Source organism: Planctomonas deserti (assembly GCF_003067705.1).
Classification (GTDB): Bacteria; Actinomycetota; Actinomycetes; order Actinomycetales; family Microbacteriaceae; genus Planctomonas; species Planctomonas deserti.
The window spans coordinates 420187-436002 of record NZ_QANL01000002.1 but is presented as its reverse complement, the minus strand read 5'-3'; the positions used below and the strand labels follow the sequence as shown (position 1 = coordinate 436002).

At 71.6% G+C, this 15816-nt stretch carries 11 protein-coding genes; 5 read left to right on the top strand and 6 right to left on the bottom strand.

The genetic code is table 11. From position 1 onward, the window contains the following. Positions 1 to 2: 2 nt before the first annotated feature. On the bottom strand, positions 3 to 413 hold the full coding sequence (gene rpsP, locus DAI20_RS08245) for a 30S ribosomal protein S16 (protein ID WP_108250099.1): 411 nt from the start codon (positions 411 to 413) through the stop codon (positions 3 to 5). A gap of 169 nt (positions 414 to 582) precedes the next feature. Next, positions 583 to 1503 carry a DMT family transporter gene (locus DAI20_RS08240; protein ID WP_108250098.1) on the bottom strand — a complete coding sequence of 307 codons (921 nt, stop codon included), beginning with the start codon at positions 1501 to 1503 and terminating at the stop codon, positions 583 to 585. Between the two features lie 150 nt (positions 1504 to 1653). Here DAI20_RS08240 and DAI20_RS08235 point away from each other — a divergent pair, with 150 nt between their 5' ends. Then, positions 1654 to 2790: a glutamate--cysteine ligase gene (locus tag DAI20_RS08235; protein ID WP_108250097.1), complete on the top strand. Its 1137-nt coding sequence runs from the start codon at positions 1654 to 1656 to the stop codon at positions 2788 to 2790. Between the two features lie 218 nt (positions 2791 to 3008). Here DAI20_RS08235 and ffh read toward each other — a convergent pair whose 3' ends face one another. Both ffh and ftsY read right to left on the bottom strand, forming a co-directional pair. Continuing rightward, complete coding sequence (ffh, locus tag DAI20_RS08230) at positions 3009 to 4574, bottom strand: signal recognition particle protein (protein ID WP_108250096.1); 1566 nt, start codon at positions 4572 to 4574, stop codon at positions 3009 to 3011. A gap of 49 nt (positions 4575 to 4623) precedes the next feature. Continuing rightward, complete coding sequence (ftsY, locus tag DAI20_RS08225; RefSeq protein WP_108250095.1) at positions 4624 to 5502, bottom strand: signal recognition particle-docking protein FtsY; 879 nt, start codon at positions 5500 to 5502, stop codon at positions 4624 to 4626. Between the two features lie 58 nt (positions 5503 to 5560). Between ftsY and DAI20_RS08220 the strand changes: the two genes are divergently transcribed. The 3 genes from DAI20_RS08220 (at position 5561) to DAI20_RS08210 (ending at position 8923) form a co-directional block, all read left to right on the top strand. Next, the gene (locus tag DAI20_RS08220) at positions 5561 to 6193 is read left to right on the top strand and encodes a histidine phosphatase family protein (protein ID WP_240605973.1); all 633 of its coding nucleotides are present in this window, start codon (positions 5561 to 5563) and stop codon (positions 6191 to 6193) included. Positions 6194 to 6284: 91 nt separating this feature from the next. Further along, a complete protein-coding gene (locus tag DAI20_RS08215; protein WP_108250093.1) occupies positions 6285 to 7247 on the top strand; it encodes a TIGR03885 family FMN-dependent LLM class oxidoreductase in 963 nt (320 codons plus the stop codon). A 2-nt stretch (positions 7248 to 7249) separates the two neighbouring features. Next, positions 7250 to 8923, top strand: coding sequence for an alpha-amylase family protein (locus tag DAI20_RS08210; RefSeq protein ID WP_108250092.1), 1674 nt, complete (start codon positions 7250 to 7252; stop codon positions 8921 to 8923). 173 nt (positions 8924 to 9096) lie between these two features. On the opposite strand, the gene DAI20_RS08205 is transcribed toward DAI20_RS08210, so the two are convergent. Then, positions 9097 to 12807, bottom strand: a complete 3711-nt coding sequence (locus DAI20_RS08205; protein ID WP_108250091.1) for a chromosome segregation SMC family protein — start codon at positions 12805 to 12807, stop codon at positions 9097 to 9099. A gap of 144 nt (positions 12808 to 12951) precedes the next feature. Here DAI20_RS08205 and DAI20_RS19085 point away from each other — a divergent pair, with 144 nt between their 5' ends. Then, positions 12952 to 14082 carry a GNAT family N-acetyltransferase gene (locus DAI20_RS19085; protein ID WP_108250090.1) on the top strand — a complete coding sequence of 377 codons (1131 nt, stop codon included), beginning with the start codon at positions 12952 to 12954 and terminating at the stop codon, positions 14080 to 14082. A gap of 689 nt (positions 14083 to 14771) precedes the next feature. Here the strand turns inward: DAI20_RS19085 and mutM are convergent. Next, positions 14772 to 15815 (bottom strand): bifunctional DNA-formamidopyrimidine glycosylase/DNA-(apurinic or apyrimidinic site) lyase, encoded by a 1044-nt coding sequence (mutM, locus tag DAI20_RS08195; protein WP_108250089.1) that lies wholly within the window; start codon positions 15813 to 15815, stop codon positions 14772 to 14774. Between the last annotated feature and the right edge of the window lies 1 nt (position 15816).

Below are 15816 nucleotides of genomic sequence, written 5' to 3'. Positions count from 1 at the left end.
GACTACGCCTGCTCGCTGTCAGCGGTCTCGGCGGGCGCGGGCGCCTCCGAAGCGGCGGGCTTCTCGGCCTTGGGCTTCAGGACGGGCTTCTTCTTCTCGTCGGCGACGAAGGCAGCCTTGGGCTCCTTGGTCTTGACGGTGCTGACGGCGCTGGCGTCGCCCTTGTGGCGGCCCCAGTCACCCGTGAGCTTGAGGATCGCGGCGACCTGCTCGGTCGGCTGAGCGCCGACGCCGAGCCAGTACTGCGCACGCTCGGAGTCGACCTCGATGAACGAGGGCTCCTCGGTGGGGTGGTACTTGCCGATCTCCTCGATGACACGACCGTCGCGCTTGGTGCGCGAGTCGGCGACGACGATGCGGTAGTAAGGAGCGCGGATCTTGCCCATGCGCTTCAGACGGATCTTTACAGCCACAATTCTCCTGAATGTATGTGTGTGTGGTTGAACTGATGGCCGTGAGCGTGGGGGCACACTCGGCACAAGCTCGAAGGGAGTCGGCACGGCGCCTGATTAGAGGGTCGGGCGGCCGCAGACTCGACTAACCATTGTGACAGATTTTCCGGGCGTTCGGGTAACGCGTCGCTCAGCCGGGCAGCCGCGGCGAGCGCCGGGACAGGGCGACCCCCACGAGGCACACGACGCCGCCGATGACGGCGAGCGGGCCGGGCACCTCGCCGAACACGATCAGCCCCAGGATGATGGTCAGCGGCGGCACGACGTAGGTCGAGACGCCGAGGCGCGCGGCGGGCATCTTGGAGAGCGCGAAGCCCCAGGTCGTGAAGGCGAGCGCGGTCGGGATCGCGCCGAGGTAGACGACCCCGAGGATGCTCCCCGTCGATGCCGTGCTCACGTCGCGCAGCAGATCCCCCGCGTACGGCAGGCAGGCGACGACGCCGATGACGCAGCCGATCCAGGTGAGCTGCGTTGAGGAGACGCGGCGCAGCACGGGCTTCTGGCAGAGCACGCCGACCGCGTAGGTGACCGCGGCGACCAGGCACCAGAGGATGCCGGAGATGTCTCCGAAGCCGTCGGCGCCCGTGCTGATGCCGATGAGCAGCACCCCGCAGAACGCGACGCCCGCGCCGATGGCCAGCCAGCGCGGGATGCCCTCGCCCAGGACGAGTCCGGCGCCCACGGCGATGAGGATGGGGCCGATGTTCACGATCATCGCCGTCGTCCCCGCGTCGAGCGTCTGCTCCGCGGTGTTCAGCGCGACGTTGTACGCGGCGAACCAGGCGATGCCGAAGGCGGCGGTCAGCACCCATTCCCGCCCGGTCAGGCGCACGAGCGGCCGCCGGAGCACGAGCAGGCTGAGGCACACGGCGCCGACGAGCAGGCGACCGAGCGCCATCGCGCCCGGGGTGAACTCCGTTCCCGCCCCACGGATGACGATGAACGCGCTCGCCCAGGCCAGCAGCGTGATGAGGATGGCGGCGAGCACCCGGCCGGACCCCTCGACGGGTGCGGCGACCGGGGTCGGGGTCTGCGGTCGGAGCGTGGCCATCCGCCCACGGTAGCCGCCGACCGTCGGCGGCGACGCGGCCGCCCGGGCGTTGGCGGGAGAAGGAAGGACGCTGGCCGGAAGTCGTGGGCGGCGTGTCAGGATTGTTCCGATGCGCCGCGTCCGCGGCGAACGGGAAGGACCGGGTAAGCCATGGAGATCGAGTTCTCCCCCTCCCGTCGCTCGACCGTGGGGCTCGAGTGGGAGCTCGCGTGCGTCGACCACTCGAGCGGCGAGCTCGCGCCCACGGCGCCCATCGTGCTCGAGGCGCTCGGCACCGAGGACGGCGTGTTCCCGCAGGTGGCCGCCGAGCTGCTGACGAACACCGTCGAGGTGGTCAGCGGCGTGCACGAGCGCGTCGGGGACGCCGTCGCGGACCTCGCCCGGACCATCGACCGGGTGCGCGAGGTGGTCGAGCCGCTCGGCGTCGAGCTGATGTGCGCCGGCACCCACCCCTTCAGCCAGTGGTTCCAGCAGGAGGTCACTCCGCACAAGGAGCGCTACGCAACGCTCATCGACCGGACCCAGTGGTGGGGCAGGCAGATGATGATCTGGGGCGTGCACGTGCACGTGGGCATCGAGGACCGCGACAAGGTGCTGCCCATCCTCAACGGCCTGCTTACATACATCCCGCACTTCCAGGCCCTGTCCGCGTCGAGCCCCTACTGGGTCGGCGAGTCGACGGGGTACGCCTCGAACCGCGCCCTCATGTTCCAGCAGCTGCCGACCGCCGGCCTGCCCCCGCAGTTCGGCGCGTGGGCGAACTACGAGCAGATGGTGCAGGACATGACCCACACGGGCGTGATCGACCACTTCAGCGAGCTGCGCTGGGACATCCGCCCGTCGCCGAAGTGGGGCACCATCGAGGTCCGCGTGTTCGACGGCATCTCGTCCGTCCGCGAGGTCGCCGCCCTCGGCGCGCTCGTGCAGTGCCTCGTCGAGGACCTGTCGCGCATGCTCGACCGCGGCGAGGACATCCCGCAGATGCAGCCGTGGTTCGTGCGCGAGAACAAGTGGCGCGCGGCGCGCTACGGCATGGACGCCATCATCATCCAGAACGCCGCGGGCGACGAGTGCCACGTGCGCGAGGACACCACCCGGCTGCTCGAGCGGCTCGAACCCGTGGCGGCCGACCTCGGCTGCCTCGAGGAGCTCCGCGACGTCGCGAGCATCCTCGACCGCGGCGCGAGCTACCAGCGGCAGCAGGCCGTGGCGGCGGAGCACGGCGGCAGCCTGAAGGCGGTCGTGGCGCATCTGGTGAAGGAGCTCCGGGACGGCATCCGCGACTAGCGGGACGCTGCCGAGCCCCCACGCTCGCTGAGCCCTTCCGGCGGCTGAGCCCCCACGGTCGCTGAGCTCGTCGAAGCGACGCGAGTTCCGTCCCTTCGACAGGCTCAGGGACCGTAACGGGACGTCCCTTCGACAGGCTCAGGGACCGTGGAGAGGTCCCTTTGACAGGCTCAGGGACCGCGAAGTCGTCCCTTCGACAGGCTCAGGGAGCGTGAAGGTCAGCGGCCGAGGAGCTTCTGCAGGGAGGCCAGCTCCTCCTCGGAGGGCGCGCCCTTCGCCGCGCCGAGGCCGAAGCCCGTGCCGCCGCCCGAGGTGATCGCCCCGCCCGGCTTCTGCCCCGCGGCGAGCGCCGCGTTCTCCGCCGCGCGCTTGGCCGGGTTGCCCGACTTCGAGCCCTTCTTCTTCGCGTTCTGCTTGTTCCGGTTGGCGCCGCCGTGCTGACCGGGGATGGGGCCCATGCCCGGGATCTGCGGCATGCCGCCGCGGGCGACGGTGCGCATCATCTTGGCGGCCTGCTCGAACCGCTGGATGAGCTGGTTCACCTCGGTCACGGTGACACCGGATCCGCGCGCGATGCGCAGGCGGCGCGAGCCGTTCAGGATCTTGTGGTTCTGCCGCTCGGCCTTGGTCATCGACTGGATGATGGCCTCGGTGCGCACGATCTCGCGCTCGTCGAAGTTGTCGAGCTGGTCCTTCATCGCACCCATGCCGGGCAGCATGCCGATCATCTTCTTGATCGAGCCGGCGCCGCGAAGCTGCTGCATCTGCTTGAGGAAGTCCTCGAGCGTGAAGTTGTCGGTCGCGATCTTCTCCGCGACCTTCATCGCCTCCTCCTCGTCGAACGCGGCCTGGGCCTGCTCGATGAGGGTGAGGATGTCGCCGAGGTCGAGGATGCGGCTCGCCATGCGGTCGGGGTAGAAGGGCTCGAAGTCGTCGAGCGTCTCGCCGGTGGACGCGAACATGATGGGGCGCCCGGTCACCGAGGCGACGGACAGCGCCGCACCACCGCGGGCGTCGCCGTCGAGCTTCGTGAGCACGACACCGGTGAAGTCGACGCCCTCCTGGAAGGCCTTCGCCGTGGCCACGGCGTCCTGGCCGATCATGGCGTCGATGACGAACAGGACCTCGTCCGGGTTCGTCGCCCGGCGGATGTCCGCGGCCTGCTTCATCATGTCGGCGTCGACGCCGAGGCGGCCGGCGGTGTCGATGATGACGATGTCGTGCTGGCGGTCGATCGCGAGCTTGACGGCGTCCTTCGCGACTCGCACGGGGTTGCCGACGCCGTTGCCGGGCTCGGGCGCGTACACCGGCACGCCGGCCTGCTCGCCGACGACCTGGAGCTGGTTCACCGCGTTCGGGCGCTGGAGGTCGGCGGCCACGAGCATCGGCGTGTGGTGGTCCTTGACGAGCCACTTCGCCAGCTTGCCCGCGAGGGTGGTCTTACCCGCGCCCTGCAGGCCCGCGAGCATGATGACGGTCGGCGGGCGCTTGGCGAACTCGAGGCGACGCTGCTGGCCGCCGAGGATGGCCACGAGCTCCTCGTTGACGATCTGGACGACCTGCTGCGCCGGGTTCAGCGCCTTGTTGACGTCGTCGCTGAGCGCCCGCTCCCGCACGTTCGCGGTGAACGCGCGCACGACGTCGAGCGCCACGTCCGCGTCCAGCAGGGCGCGGCGGATCTCGCGGACCGTGCCGTCGACGTCCGCGGCGGAGAGCTTGCCCTTGCCGCGGAGGTTCTTGAGCGTCTCGGCGAGGCGGTCGGAGAGGGTTCCAAAAGTGGCCATAGTGCTCCCAGTTTAACCGCTGCGCGGGCGCATCCCGCCCAGGAGGGGGCTAGCCGACGAGGTTCTGAGCGAACACGTGGGGCGTGAAACCGGTGAGGTCGCCGATCCGCTCGCCCTGCCCGATGAGCTTGATGGGGATGCCGGTCTTCTCCTGCACGTTCAGCACGAACCCGCCCTTGGCCGATCCGTCCAGCTTCGTGAGCACGAGGCCCGTCACGCCGGCGTGCTCGATGAAGGCCTGCGCCTGGGCGAGGCCGTTCTGCCCCGTCGTCGCGTCGAGCACGAGCAGCACCTCGGCGATGGGCGCCTGCTTCTCGATGACCCGGCGGATCTTGCTGAGCTCGTCCATGAGCCCGCCCTTGGTGTGCAGGCGGCCCGCGGTGTCGATGATGACCATCTCGGTGCCCGTGCGCTTGGCGTACTCGACGGTCTGGAAGGCCACCGAGGCCGGGTCCTGACCCGGCTGCTGAGGGCGCACGATGGCGGCGCCGGCGCGCTCGGCCCAGGTTGCGACCTGCTCGACCGCGGCCGCGCGGAAGGTGTCTGCCGCGCCGACCACGACGCTGCGCCCGTAGTTGCCGAGGAACTTCGCGAACTTGCCGATCGTCGTCGTCTTGCCCACCCCGTTGACGCCGATGACGAGGATGACGGCCGGACGCTCGCTGAGGTGCAGCGTCGGGTCGTAGTTCGCGAGCCGCTCCTCGATCAGCTCACGCAGCATGAGCTGCAGGTCGCGCGGGTCGGTCGTGCCGTAGCGCTGCACGCGCTCGCGGAGATCGGCGATCACGGCCTCGCTGATGTCGGGGCCGAAGTCGGCCGTGATGAGGGCCGTCTCGAGGTCGTCCCAGGTGTTCTCGTCGATCGTCGGCTTCGCGAACATGCCGCGAAGCGCGTTGCCGAGGGACCACGGGTTTGAACGGCCTGCCATGGGGGCAAGCCTAACGGCGGCGGGCCAGGCCGGATTCTCGCGTCTAGGCTTGCCGACCGTGACCCCTCCCTCCCGCTCCGTGCTCACCCTCGCGCTCACCCGTCACGGTCAGACGGACTGGAACGCCGCCGGCCGCCTGCAGGGCTCGTCGGACGTGCCCCTGAACGACGTGGGTCGCGGTCAGGCGGCGGAGTCCGTGCAGCGCTTCTCCCCGGCCGAGTGGGACGCGGTCGTCACCTCTCCGCTGGTGCGGGCCCGGGAGACGGGCGAGATCCTGGCGGCCGGCCTCGGCATCGCGCTCGGCGGCACGTACGACGAGCTCCGCGAACGGCACTACGGGGGAGCGGAGGGGCTGACCGACGGGGAGGCCGCGGCGCGCTGGCCGGACGGCGAGTTCCCGGAGCTCGAGCCGCGTCCGTCCGTCGCCGAGCGCGGGCTCGCGGCGCTCGACCGCATCGCCGCCGACCTGCCCGGCGCCAGCGCGATCGTGGTGGCGCACGGCACGCTCATCCGAGAGATCCTGCGCCGGATGACGGACGCGCCGATCCCGCCGATCCTGAACGCCGCGACGAGCCTCGTCGAGCGCACCGCAGACGGCTGGCGCGTGCTCACGGTGAACGACGTGTCCTTCGCGGAGGAGCCCGTCCCGGACGCCACGGACGCCCCGCTGCCCGAGGCGCGCATCCCCTGACGTTTCCGCACCCGCGGAGGTCCCGTCGGCCCATTCCCTAGGACGGGAGACACGCCGTCGATAGGGTCGCACCTGAAAGGCAGGTGGCTTCATGACGATCTTCGGCTTCCACGCGTCCCACGAGCAGATCCCCCCGGCCATCCTGCTGGCGGCGGCCCAGCGCGCCGAGGAGGTGGGGTTCGACGCGGCCATGTGCTCGGACCACATCGCCCCCTGGAGCTCGGCGCAGGGCGAGTCCGGCTTCGCCTGGTCCTGGCTCGGCGCCGCCATGCAGGCGACGTCGCTCAGCTACGGCGTGGTCAACGCGCCGGGCCAGCGGTACCACCCGGCGATCATCGCGCAGGCGTCGGCGTCGCTGCAGGCCATGTTCCCCGACCGGTTCTGGATGGCGCTCGGCAGCGGTGAGGCGGCGAACGAGCACATCACCGGCCAGGGCTGGCCGCGCAAGTCGATCCGCAACGCGCGGCTCCGTGAGTGCGTCGACATCATCCGGGCCCTGCACGCCGGCGAGGAGGTGAGTCACGACGGGCTCGTGACGGTGGACCGCGCCAAGCTGTGGTCTCTCCCGCCGACCCCGCCGCCGCTGATCGCCCCGTCCGTCTCGCCCGAGACCGCCGCCTGGTCCGCCGAATGGGCCGACGGCGCCGCCACCATCAACCAGCCGGTCGAGGACCTGCGTGCCTGGGCCGACGCGTACCGCTCCGCCGGCGGGCGGGGACCGCTCATCCTGCAGGTACACCTCAGCTACGCGGAGACGGACGACGAGGCGCTCGACATCGCCTACGACCAGTGGCGCTCGAACGTCGTCGGCCCGCCCCTCGCCTGGGACATCGACTCGGTGGAGGGCTTCGACACGGCCGGCACACACGTGCGCCCCGAGGACATGCACTCCTCCGTCATCATCTCTTCGGACCCCGGGGAGCACGTGCGCAGGCTCGAGGAGTTCATCGAGCTCGGCTTCGACCGCATCTACCTGCACCACGTGGGCAAGCAGCAGGACCGATTCCTCGACACCTTCGGCGAGCACGTGCTGCCGCGCCTCCGGAACGCCTGATCGTGCGGATCACCGACACGAGCGACCTCTGGTGGAAGAGCGCGGTCGTGTACTGCCTCGACGTCGAGACGTTCATGGACTGGAACGACGACGGCGTCGGCGACTTCGCCGGCCTCGCCAACCGGCTCGACTACCTCGCCGAGCTCGGCATCACGTGCCTGTGGCTCATGCCCTTCTACCCGACCCCCGGCCGCGACGACGGCTACGACATCGTCGACTTCTACTCGGTCGACCCGCGGCTCGGCTCGCTGGGCGACCTCGTCGAGGTCATCCGCACGGCGAACGATCGCGGCATCCGCGTCATCGCCGACCTGGTGATCAACCACACCTCGGACAAGCACCCGTGGTTCCGCAGCGCCCGCGCCAGCCGCGACTCGCCCTACCGCGACTACTACGTCTGGCGTGACGAGCCGCCGGAGGACGAGGGCGCCCCGGTCTTCCCCGACGCCGAGACGAGCAACTGGGAGTACGACGAACGCACGGGGCAGTACTACCAGCACATCTTCTATCGCGAGCAGCCCGACCTGAACATCACGAACCCCGCCGTGCGCGACGAGATCGCCAGGATCATGGGGTTCTGGCTGCAGCTCGGCCTCTCCGGCTTCCGGGTCGACGCCGTGCCGTTCCTGCTGGAGACCTCGGCCGTGGCGAACGGGAGCGAGCTGCTCCCCGATCCGCACGAGTACCTGCGCGACCTCCGCACCTTCCTCGGCCGCCGGTCCGGCGAGGGCGTGCTGCTCGGCGAGGTGAACCTGCCGCGCGACGAGCAGGAAACATTCTTCGGCGGCGACGAGGGCGACGAGCTCACGATGCAGTTCGACTTCATCACCATGCAGAAGCTGTACCTGTCGCTGGCCCGCGAGGACGTGACGCCGCTCATCGAGGCGCTGCAGTCGCGACCGGCGGGGTCGCCGGACAGCCAGTGGGCCAACTTCGTGCGCAACCACGACGAGCTGACCCTGGACAAGCTCACCGACGAGGAGCGCCAGGAGGTGTTCGCCGCCTTCGGGCCCGAGGAGCGGATGCAGGTGTACGGGCGCGGGCTCGTGCGCCGCCTGCCTCCGATGGTCGGCGGCGACCCGCGGCGCATCCGCATGGTCTACAGCCTGCTGTTCTCGCTGCCCGGCACCCCCGTGCTGTTCTACGGGGAAGAGATCGGGATGGGCGAGAACCTCGACCAGCCCGGCCGGATGGCGGTGCGCACGCCCATGCAGTGGAACGAGGGCACGAACGGCGGCTTCTCGGCCGCCCCCAAGTCCCGGCTGCGCAGCGGCGTGGTCGAGGGCGGCTTCGGCCCCGCACACGTGAACGTCACATCCCAGCGCCGTGACCCGGACTCCCTCCTCTCGTTCTTCAGCACCCTCGTGCGTCACTACCGCAACGCCCCCGAGTTCGGCTGGGGCGCCTTCGGGGTCCTGCCCACCCCGAGCCCCTCGGTGCTCGCGCACACGCTGACGCTCGACGGCGGGCAGGTCGTCGCCCTGCACAACTTCGCGTCCGATCCGGCCGTCGTGCCGCTCACCCTGCAGGTGCCCGAGGGTGGCGGCGTGCTCAACGACCTGCTCACGGGAGAGTCGCTGCCGCTGCCCGAGGACGGCCGCCTCGAACTGCCGCTCGGCGCCTACGGCTACCGCTGGCTCCGGGTGGTCTCCCTGGCGGACACCCGCCAGTACTGAGCCGGCGCGGTCCCCGCGCGAGATACGGTTCCTGAGCGCATACGGTCCCTGACCCGCTGCGGTCGCCGACCCGCCGCGGGCCTTGAGCGAATACGGTCCCTGAGCTTGTCGAAGGGACGCGACCGGAGCAGGTCCCGTCCCTTCGACAGGCTCAGGGACCGTGATGGTCCCGGCTAGGAGGCCTTCGCCTCCTGCGAGAGGCGCTGGCCGACCACCGCAGACACGCCGTCCTGACGCATGGACACCCCGTACAGAGCGTCGGCGATCTCCATCGTGCGCTTCTGGTGCGTGATGACGATCAGCTGCGACGTCTCGCGGAGGTCCTCGAAGATGGTCAGCAGGCGTCCGAGGTTGGCGTCGTCGAGCGCGGCCTCCACCTCGTCCATGATGTAGAACGGGCTCGGCCGGGCCTTGAAGATGGCGATGAGCAGGGCGACCGCGGCGAGGGACCGCTCCCCGCCCGACAGCAGTGAGAGTCGCTCGATCTTCTTCCCCGCCGGCTTCACCGACACCTCGATGCCCGTGGTCAGGAGGTCGGACGGGTTCGTGAGCGAGATACTGCCGGTGCCCCCCGGGAACAGCACCGGGAAGACGTCGTTGAACGCGTTCTTCGTGTCCTCGAACGCCGCCGCGAAGATGTCCTGCATGCGGTCGTCGATCTCCTCGATGATCGTGAGCAGGTCCTTGCGGGTGTCGGTGAGGTCGGTGAGCTGCTCGGTGAGGAACCGGTGCCGCTGCTCGAGCGCGGCGAACTCCTCGAGCGCGAGCGGGTTGACGCGGCCGAGCCGGGCGAGCGAGCGCTCCGCCTGGGCGAGGCGGCGCTTCTGCTCCTCCCGGTTGTACGGCACGCCGGCGTCGTCCGCGCTCTGGGCGGGCCCTGCGGATCCGTCGTGCTCCGCGGATCCGGCGGCGATGCCGCCCCATCCGGTGGCCGCGGCGAACCGGTCCCCCGGGTCGGTCTCGTCGTCGTCATCCGAGGCGGAGTCGTCGAAGGCGGAGCCGGCCGCGCTCCCGGCAGGGCCGCCGGGAATGGCCGCGTCGGCGGGCACGGGGACGTGCGGCCCGTACTCCGCGACGAGCACGTCCTCGACCAGGCCGAGCTCGCTCCCCGCCCGTTCGAGCAGCTGCGACAGGTGCAGCTTCTTCTCGTAGATCTGCAGCTCCAGGCCGTGGACGTTCTCGGTGATGGCCTGCAACCGCTCGCGCAGCATCGACTCCTCGCGCCGCAGGGCCGACAGCTCCTCGTTCTGGGCGGCGCGCTGCTGCTCCGCGCGGGCGAGCTCGTGCTTGGCGGCGGACGCGGACCGCTCGGCGAGCGCGAGCACAGGCGGCAGCGCGTCGAGCACGGCCTGTGCCGCCTCCATCTGCCGCCTGCGCAGGACGGCGCGACGGGCCGCCGCCTCGGCCGCCGCCCGCTCGCGCTCCAGCTGCCGGGCGAGCTGCTCGCCCCGGGACTGCTCCGCGCGCACGCGCTCCCTGGCGGTCTCGACCTGCAGCCGCGCCTCGATCTCGGCCTCGCGGGCGGCCTCGACCCCGGCGGCCAGGCCGTCCCGCGCGCTCGCGTCGAGCACGGGGCGCGGGCAGGATCGGGCCGCGGTCAGCTCCGCCTTCGCTGCCTCGGCCTTCGCCTCGGCCCCGGCAACGGATTCTGTCGCCAGGGCGAGGCCCTTCGCGAGCCGCTCGTACTCGGCGCCGGCGGCCTCCACCTGCACGCGGAGCCGGTTGAGCCGCTCGGTCTGCGCGGCCAGCTGCGCGTCGAACTCGCGGAGGGCGGCGAGGGCGCCCTTGGCCCGGTCCTTCGCGGTCTGCAGCACGCCCCGCTGCTCGGCGAGCGCCTCCCGGGATCGATCGATGGTCTCGGTCACCTCGGCGAGCCGGGCGGCCGCGGCGTCCCGGTCGGCCACGAGCTCGAGTCGCGAGCGCTTTGCGCCGGCCCCGCCGCGGAGGACGGCGCTGGAGAGCACGTCGCCCTCCCGCGTGAGGATCGTGGTGAGCGGGCGATCCTCGCCGAGGTTTGCCCAGGCGGTGCGCGCGGCGTCCAGGTCGTCGGCGATCAGGGTCCTGCCGAGCAGGCTGAGCACGCCGTCGGGCGCACGGACGACGTCGACGGCGGCGCGGATGCCGGGCCTGGCCGGGGCACGAGCCGCGGAACCGGCCCCGGTCGACGCGTCGACGGCGCCCGCCGCGTCGGCGACCACGATCTCGACCCGGCCCGCCTCGGCCCGGCGGGCGTGGGCGATGGCGTCGGCGGCGGAGCCGTGCGTCTCCGCGAGCACGGCGTCCGCGAGGCTGCCGAGGGCGGCGGCCACGGCGGCTTCGTAACCGGCCTCGACCTGCACGTGCTCGGCGACCAGACCGCGGATGCCGTCGAGCCGGGCTGCCACCAGCTCGCTCGAGCCGTCCTTCTGGTCGAGGGCGAGGGACAGCGCCGATGTGCGCGCGGCGAGCGCGTCGCGCTCCCGCTCGCGGGTGTGCAACTCCTCGCGGATCCGCTCGATCTCGGCCTCGGCCTCGGCGACGCGGTTCTGCGCCTGTTCGTAGGCCTGGCCGAGGTCCGTCTCGTCCACCTCCGCCGTCGCGGCCTCCGCCTCGAGGATCGCGAACTGGGCTTTCGCGGCCTCCCGGCGGTCGCTCGCCGCCTCGAGCGCGTTCGTCTGGCGCAGCACCTCGCCGCGGACGGCGGCGAGCCGGGAGTTGGCGGTGTCCGCCTGGCCGGTGAGCTTGGAGATGTCGAGGTCGTACCGGGAGACCAGCTCGCTCTGCCGCTGGATCTCGACGTCGACGGCGTCGAGGGCGGCCCGCGCGGCGGCCGTCGCCTCCCGGCTCTCGGCATGGGCACGCTCCGCGTCCTGGACGGCGCCGCGCAGGCGCTCGACCTCGGCCGCCGCGTCGGACACCATCTGCGGCGTGACGCCGGGCGCGCCGTCCGTCGACTCCGCCTGCGCCTCGAGCAGGGCGATGCGCTGCGTCGCGAGCGCGAAGAGATTGCGCAGGCGGTCCTGCACCTGCTCGAGCCCGAAGGCGGTCTGCCGGGCGGCGTCCACGGCGTCGCCCCGCTGCTCGGCCGTGATCCGCTCGGAGCGCAGCGTGTTCTGGTCGAGCCGCTCCTGCAGCACGATCCGCTCGGTCGAGCGCTCGTTCTCGGTGCGCGTGTGGTCGTCGAGGGCCGCGCGCAGGGCGACCACGTCGTCCGCGAGCAGCCGGGCCCGGGCGTCGCGCACGACGGCGGCGACGGTCTGCGCCTCGCGCGCCACCTCCGCCTGCTTGCCCAGGGGCTTCAGCTGGCGCCGCACCTCGCCGGCGAGGTCGCTCAGCCGGGTGAGGTTCGCCTGCATCGCCTCGAGCTTGCGCAGGGTCTTCTCCTTGCGCCTGCGGTGCTTGAGGATGCCGGCCGCCTCCTCGATGAAGCCGCGGCGGTCCTCCGGCGTGGCCTGCAGCACGTTGTCGAGGCGCCCCTGCCCCACGATGACGTGCATTTCGCGGCCGAGGCCGGAGTCGCTGAGGAGCTCCTGCACGTCGAGAAGGCGCACGGCGGATCCGTTGATCGCGTACTCGCTGCCGCCGTTGCGGAACAGCGTGCGGCTGATCGTCACCTCGGAGTACTCGATCGGCAGGGCGCCGTCGGTGTTGTCGATCGTGAGCTGCACCTCGGCGCGGCCGAGCGGACCCCGCGTCGACGTGCCGGCGAAGATGACGTCCTCCATCTTGCCGCCGCGGAGGGTCTTCGCGCCCTGCTCCCCCATCACCCAGGCCAGCGCGTCGACGACGTTGGACTTGCCCGATCCGTTGGGTCCGACGACGCAGGTGACGCCGGTCTCGAAGGCGAACGTTGTCGGCTGCGCGAAGGACTTGAACCCCTTGAGGGTCAGGCTCTTCAGGTACACGTCGCTCTCCCGCCGCCGCGCCCCGGCGGGCGCGCAGCCACCACGGTACCCGACGGTCCGGCCGCTTTCGGGGAGGCGCGAGGCGGGCCGCCGCGGTATCGTTCCGGCCGTCGGCCCGCGACGACGAGGGCCGTGGGAGGGCGCATGACTGCCAGCGGGTTCGCCATCGACGAGCTGCAGATCCCGGACAGCCTCGACGGAGCGGGCGGCCGGGACTTCTCCGCGATGGTCGAGGTGCGCAACGCGGTCGAGGCCGCGACGTACCAGACCGACCTGCTCGCGGTGCGCGCTGACGAGCTGCTGCCGCAGTACCGGTTGCAGCGCTACGACCGCCGGCAGGTCTTCCTCGCCCGCGCGGGCGGACGCGTCGTGGGGCGCGGCGTGCTCGAGTGGTCGACCGACGAGGACGACCCGGCGTGCTGGGCCCTCGTCGAGGTGCTGCCGGAGTACAGGCGCCGCGGCATTGGGACCGCCCTCGCCGATGCCGTCGAGGGCGCGCACCGCGAGACGGGGCGGTCAGTGCTGCAGGGGTTCGTGGCGCACGCGTTCGCGGGCGGGGGTGTCACCGGGGGTGCGGCGGGTGCTGGCGCGGGTGCGGGTGGCATCCTCGTGCCGCCGACCGGGTACGGCAGCGTCGCCGCCGACGACCCCGGCGCCCGGTTCCTGGTCGCTCGCGGAATGACGCTCGAGCAGGTCTCGCGCGGCAGCATCCTGCGCCTGCCCGTCGACCCTGACGTGCTCGCGGCGCACCGGGCACGGGCGGCGGCCGTCGCCGGATCCGACTACCGCGTCGTCGTGTGGACCGGCCCGACCCCGGAGGAGCGGCGCGCGGACCTCGCCGCGCTGTACACGCGCATGAGCACGGCGGAGCCGCTCGCGGGACTGGCCGTGATCGAGGCGCGGTACGACGAGGAGCGGGTGGTCGAGGAGGAGGAGGTGCTGCAGGGCGGCGGCCGGACCCTCCTCACGGCGGCGGCCGAGCACGTGCCGTCGGGGCGCCTGGTCGCGTTCACCCGCCTGGCCGTCCCCGCCGACCGGTCCAGGCCGACGGAGCAGGAGGAGACGATCGTGCTCGACGAGCACCGCGGCCGCCGGCTCGGGATGCTGCTGAAGGCCGCGAACCTGCAGTACCTCGCGGAGGAGGCGCCCGAGACTCCGCTGGTGGTCACGTTCAACGCGGAGGAGAACCGCCACATGCTCCGGGTCAACGAGGCCCTCGGCTTCGATGCGATCGGCTACGAGGGATCCTGGAAGAAGTCCACCCCGCCCGCCTGAGGGGGTGGGTGCGGGTCCCGCGTGCCGAGCCGTGGACGACGACGGGAGGGCGACGCAATTCAGCAGATCTCAACCGCGGATCAGCGCAATGCAGCAGATCTCGACCCCCGACCGACGCAACTCAGCAGATCTCGACCCCACACCGACGCAACTCAGCAGATCCCGGCCCTTCACCGACGCAACTCAGCAAATCCCGGCCCTACTCAACGCAACTCAGCAGATCCCGACCTCAGATCGACGCAACTCAGCAGATCCGTCGCGACACGCCGCCTCAGAGCACCGACACGCCGCCCCCCTGTCGACATCTGCTGAGTTGCGTTCGGTGGCTGACTTGACAGCGCCGGGGATGGCGTCGGTGCCGCACCGGGCTTAGTCCGCAATCCAGGGGATCCCCGCCCGCTCTCCCCGGGCACCCCCAGCGTGGGCGCCTCTCCCGCAGCGCCACCACCACCCCTTCCACCCCTCCTCCGCACCCCTTGCGCACCCAACACAGGCTCCGGATGTACGCAATACAGGCTCGCGCTGTCCTCGGCCAGCACGGGAGTGCGGAATCTTGCTGTGGTGGTTTCGCCCGAGCCTGCGTTAGGCGGGAGACAGCCTGCGTTGGGTACACGTGAACCTGCATGGGCACGGTTGCGGGCAGGGAGGCAGGCCCCCGGCGGAACCCTGCGCGGGCCGGCGGCGGAACCCTACGGAGAGGGGGACGCGGGGCGGGCCGTGCGCGGAGCGCGGAGGCGCTGGCAGTACGGGCAGAAGTGACTCGACCGGTTCATGAAGGTCGCGCGGGCGATCAGCCTGCCGCAGCGGGGGCACGGGCGCCCGTGCTGCCCGTAGGCGTTTAGGCTGTGCGAGAAGTACCCGGACGCGCCGTTCACGTTCACGTACTGGGAGTCGAAGCTGGTCCCGCCCTCCGCGAGGGCCCGGGCGAGCACGAGCCGCACCTCCGCGAGCAGGGTCTTCGCGCGGGGACGGGACAGCTCGCGCGTCGACTGGTCGAAGTGGATGCGCGACGCCCACAGCGCCTCGTCGGCGTAGATGTTGCCGATGCCGCTCACCAGCGTCTGGTCGAGCAACGCGCGCTTGATGCCCGTGTTGCGCCGGGCGAGGGCGCGGAAGAACGCGGCGTCATCGAAGTTCGGATCCAGGGGGTCGCGGGCGATGTGCGCGACCTGCGACGGGATCAGCGGCAGGTCGGAGCCGAACCCCGCCGGCAGTCCCGCCTCCGTGGGCAGCAGCGCGTCGACGGCCATAGAGCCGAAGATCCGCTGATCCACGAAGTGCAGCCACAGCTCGCCGTGCTCCGGATGCTCAATGTGCAGCCGGATGCGGAGCAGGGCGTCGTCCGCGGCGCCGGGCGAACGCAGGAGGACCTGCCCGCTCATTCCGAGGTGGGTGACGAGGGCGAGCCGCCGGTCCGCGGGTGCGGGGGTCGTGGATCGACCCTCGGGCGAGATCCGTTGCGTCCCTTCGACAGGCTCAGGGACCGTGCGGGGCTCAGGGACCCCGTGCGGCTCAGGGACCGCGGCTGGCTCCAGGGGGAACCAGAGGAACTTGCCCCGGCGGACCGCGGAGGCGATCCGGGCGCCGGTGAGCAGGGACTCGAACGAGCCGCGCGTGCGGTCGTGCCGCCGCAGGGAGCGCTCGTCGAACACCTCGACGCCGTGCACGACGGCACCGGTGACCGCGGGCTCGAGGCCGGCGCGCACCACCTCGACCTCGGGGAGCTCGGGCACG